The 3,657-nt window shown below is 64.6% G+C and carries 5 protein-coding genes; 3 read left to right on the top strand and 2 right to left on the bottom strand.

Features of this window, described 5'->3' with window-relative positions; translation table 11 throughout:
* Window positions 1-132 precede the first annotated feature (132 nt).
* The gene (locus tag O7A61_RS31470; RefSeq protein ID WP_337106052.1) at window positions 133-1,062 is read right to left on the bottom strand and encodes a metallophosphoesterase family protein; all 930 of its coding nucleotides are present in this window, start codon (window positions 1,060-1,062) and stop codon (window positions 133-135) included.
* A gap of 53 nt (window positions 1,063-1,115) precedes the next feature.
* On the opposite strand from O7A61_RS31470, the gene O7A61_RS31465 reads away from it, so the two are divergent.
* Complete coding sequence (locus O7A61_RS31465; protein WP_337133063.1) at window positions 1,116-1,613, top strand: NUDIX domain-containing protein; 498 nt, start codon at window positions 1,116-1,118, stop codon at window positions 1,611-1,613.
* A 1-nt stretch (window position 1,614) separates the two neighbouring features.
* On the opposite strand, the gene O7A61_RS31460 is transcribed toward O7A61_RS31465, so the two are convergent.
* On the bottom strand, window positions 1,615-2,607 hold the full coding sequence (locus O7A61_RS31460; protein ID WP_337133062.1) for a glutathione S-transferase family protein: 993 nt from the start codon (window positions 2,605-2,607) through the stop codon (window positions 1,615-1,617).
* Between the two features lie 259 nt (window positions 2,608-2,866).
* On the opposite strand from O7A61_RS31460, the gene O7A61_RS31455 reads away from it, so the two are divergent.
* Together O7A61_RS31455 and O7A61_RS31450 are read left to right on the top strand one after the other, a co-directional pair.
* Window positions 2,867-3,391 (top strand): GNAT family N-acetyltransferase, encoded by a 525-nt coding sequence (locus O7A61_RS31455; RefSeq protein WP_337133061.1) that lies wholly within the window; start codon window positions 2,867-2,869, stop codon window positions 3,389-3,391.
* A 138-nt stretch (window positions 3,392-3,529) separates the two neighbouring features.
* On the top strand, window positions 3,530-3,657 hold a 128-nt coding region (locus tag O7A61_RS31450; protein WP_337133064.1), incomplete at its 3' end, for an SDR family NAD(P)-dependent oxidoreductase.

Genomic DNA, 3,657 nt, shown 5'->3' with positions numbered 1-3,657 from the left:
CGCTGCGAGCGTCGACGCAAGGCAGGGGCTGGTCGGCCTTCCTGTCCGGCCTTGGGCTGATCGCCGCCGGCGGACTGGTTGGTCTCGCGGTGTCGGCTGCGCTGTTCTGGGACCGCCTCGCGGCCATTGTTCTCAACTGGCGGCCATAGCCGCGTCGGCCTCGACACCGAGCTCCAGGGTCTGCAGATCGGCAGGCGGTAGGGACGGCCCGGTCAAGCCGCGCCGCGTCAGGTGGATGCGCCAGTTTCCCTTTTCGCCGTCGATCTCGAACAGATTGTACTGCGCGGCGGGATGTTTGCCGCCCGGCGCCTGGCCGGCGGCGGCGACGCCGACGAACGGGACCTTCGCGCCGCGGAGCCCGATCTGGAACAGCGATGGCAGATGCGAATGGCCGTGCAGCACGAGCTCCGCGCCGTGGCGGCGGACGATCTTGTGGAAGCGGGCGATGCCGAACAGCCGCTTGTGTTGGGAGACGGCGCCCCGCACCGGCGGGTGATGGATCATGATCGCGCGGAACAGCCCCTGCTTCGCAGTGCTCTCGAGGATCTTGCCGAGCCGAGCCGCCTGCTCCTCCATGAAGAAACCATTGGCCATGAAGGGCGCCGTGGCGCGCGCCGTCGAGACGCCGATCAGCGCGACATTGCCGCGCACGCGCAGATAGGGGAAGGCATTGCGATCGACCGGCGTGTTGACACCGTCGCCGCTCATCCACGCCGCCCATGACCGGCAGATCTTGTCGAAGGCACCGGGCACATAGGCATCATGGTTTCCCGGCACGACCGAAACATCATGCGGCGCCCCAAGCGTCTCGAGCCAGTGTTTGGCCATCTCGATCTCGCCGTCGAGCGCCAGGTTGACGAGGTCGCCGGTGACGGCGAGATGGTCCGGGTTTTGCGCCTTGATGTCTGCGACGATGGCATCGATGACGGCATCGTGCATGTGGCGGCGGCGATTGCGCTGCCAGTTGACATAGCCGAGCACGCGCTTGGACGCGAGATCGCGATAGGATACATCGGGGAGCGGCCCCAGATGGACATCGGAAATATGCGCGAGCCTGAACATTCCTCCTTCATAGGCGACGCGCACGCGGCTTTCCACCCACGGTTTCGCTACTGATGGCGACCGATGAGGAGGCTCCGTTCCGCCAGACCGGCTGGCCGGGTTTGAGGGCCCGGCTGTTCCATCTCTATTTCGTGCTGCGGCGGCCGATGACGCTCGGTGTGCGCGGCCTGATCCACGATGCCGCCAACAATTCCGTCTTTCTCATTCGCCACACCTATGTGCCGGGCTGGCAGCTTCCCGGCGGCGGCGTCGAGATCGGCGAGACGATGACCGAGGCGCTGGCCCGCGAACTCGCCGAGGAAGGCAACATCGCGCTGGCCGCGCCACCGGTTTTCAGATCGATGCATTTCAACCGCCGCGCCAGCCGCCGCGACCATGTCGGCTTCTACCTGGTCGAGCATTTCAGCCAAACCGCGCCGAAACTGCCCGACCATGAAATCGCCGAGGCCGGCTTTTTCCCGCTCGATCGCTTGCCGGAAAGCACGACGCCGGCAACGCTGCGGCGGATCGCTGAGGTTTTTAGGGGCGAGCCGGCATCGGCTTACTGGTAGGTCAGGCTGCAGCCTTCCTGAACCGCCCCCGATCATGCCGCGCACCATAGTCGAGCGCCGGCCCGACCGGTATGATCCGGGTCGGATTGATGGTCCCGTGGCTGGCGTAATAATGCGCCTTGATGTGGTGCAGGTTCACCGTCTCGGCGACACGAGGCACCTGATAGAGGTCGCGCAGATAGTTCGACAGGTTCGGATAGTCGGCGATGCGGCGCAGGTTGCACTTGAAATGGCCGACATAGACCGGGTCGAAGCGCACCAGAGTGGTGAACAGCCGCCAGTCGGCCTCGGTAATGCGGTCACCAACCAGGTAACGTTGCCTGGAAAGGCGATCTTCCAGCGCATCGAGCGTCGAAAACAGCTCGCCGAACGCCTCCTCATAGGCCGTTTGCGTGGTGGCGAAACCGGCGCGATAGACGCCATTGTTGATGGCGGGATAAACCAGCGCGTTGATTGCGTCGATCTCGCCACGCAAGGCTTCCGGGTAAAAATCGAGGCTGGCATCACCCCATTCGTCGAAGGCCGAATTGAGCATCCGAATGATCTCGGAGGATTCGTTGGAGACGATAGTCTGTTCCTTTTTGTCCCATAGCACCGGCACCGTCACCCGGCCCGAATAGGCCGGATCGGCCCTGGTGTAGATCTGGTGCAGGAAGTCGAGGCCGTAGAGCGTGTCCCCTGTCGCGCCGTCCTCGGCCAGGAACGTCCAGCCTTCAGCACCCATGAAATGGTGCACCACCGATATCGAAATAATGGCGTTCAGCTTCTTCAGCGCGCGAAAGATCAGCGTCCGGTGCGCCCAAGGACAGGCGAGCGAGACATAGAGGTGATAGCGGCCGGGCTCCGCCTTGAAGCCGCGGCTGCGGCCTCCGGCCGGTGTGCCGTCGCGCGTGATCCAGTCGCGCCACTGCGACTGCGCCCGCACGAACTTGCCGCCACTGTTTTTCGTGTCGTACCAGCGGTCCTGCCATTTGCCATCGACGAGCAATCCCATGATTGTCCTTTCGCGTTTCCCGTCATGTAGGGCGCGATGCGGCAAGGCATCCAGGGCTGAACAGATCGTCAATCGGTAGGGCCAGCGAAGGCGTCGATTGCGGCGGGCGAAAATTGATGCTAGCGGACACTCCGCATGTTCGACTTTGCCTTGATCCGGTTTGACCGACGACGAAAGGGCGCCCGCGCTTGATGAAGCGCTGACTGGCGAATGCTGCCGTTTGCAGCAACCTTTCCTCCTCTACCGGAACGCAACGACCATGAGCCTTGCCGACGTGAAGTATCTGCCGGAAACTCCGGCGCACGATCCTGAAATCGAAGCCATCAACGACGAGGCCTTCGGCCCCGGCCGTTTCGTGCTGGCCGCCTACAAGATCCGCGAGGCCGGAGGCCACGAGCGCGCGCTGTCCTTTGTCGCGGTCGACGGCGATCTCGTCGTCGCCTCGGTGCGTATGACGCGCATTGCGGCCGGTGCCGGCCGAGCGCTGATGCTTGGGCCGCTCGCGGTGCGGCCCGCCTTCAAGAATCTCGGCATCGGCCGCCGGCTGGTGGCAATCGCGCTGGAAGCGGCCGCCAAGGCCGGTGCGCCCGCCGTGATGCTGGTCGGCGACGAGCCCTATTACGGGCCGCTCGGCTTCAAGCGCATTCCACGCGGCCAGATCTCGATGCCGAGGCCTGTCGACCTCGACCGCCTTTTGTCGCACGAGATCACGCCGGGCGCGGTTGCCAGGCTCATGGGCGAGGTCGGTCACGCCAGCCAGGCCAGGGTCGCCGAGCACGTCTAGGGCGGAAGGTTGAACGGGTTCCGCAGTTCGCCGTTTCTGCAAGACGGCGAACTGCTCGATCTTGACCTTGTCGGTCGATCCGGGCCTGATCCGTCCCTGTTTTCATAGAAAAGCCCATACTCACAGGAAGGATGACGCATGACCCCCAACGGCCAGATCGCGATCGTGACCGGCGGCGGCTCCGGCCTCGGCGAGGCGACCGCTCGCGCGCTTGCCGCCAAAGGGGCCCGCGTCGCCATCCTCGATGTCGGCATCGAGCGCGCGGC

Source organism: Mesorhizobium sp. Cs1321R2N1, assembly GCF_037179725.1.
Classification (GTDB): domain Bacteria; phylum Pseudomonadota; class Alphaproteobacteria; order Rhizobiales; family Rhizobiaceae; genus Mesorhizobium; species Mesorhizobium salmacidum.
Note: the sequence above shows the minus strand (reverse complement) of the source record. Positions and strands in the feature narration are given on the sequence as shown.

What these genes read in the sequence shown, in the direction of transcription:
- O7A61_RS31455 (WP_337133061.1), top strand. Translation starts at nt 2,867, where the DNA reads ATGAGCCTTGCCGACGTGAAGTATCTGCCGGAAACTCCGGCGCACGAT.
- O7A61_RS31470 (WP_337106052.1), bottom strand. Translation starts at nt 1,062, where the DNA reads ATGTTCAGGCTCGCGCATATTTCCGATGTCCATCTGGGGCCGCTCCCC.
- O7A61_RS31460 (WP_337133062.1), bottom strand. Translation starts at nt 2,607, where the DNA reads ATGGGATTGCTCGTCGATGGCAAATGGCAGGACCGCTGGTACGACACG.
- O7A61_RS31465 (WP_337133063.1), top strand. Translation starts at nt 1,116, where the DNA reads ATGGCGACCGATGAGGAGGCTCCGTTCCGCCAGACCGGCTGGCCGGGT.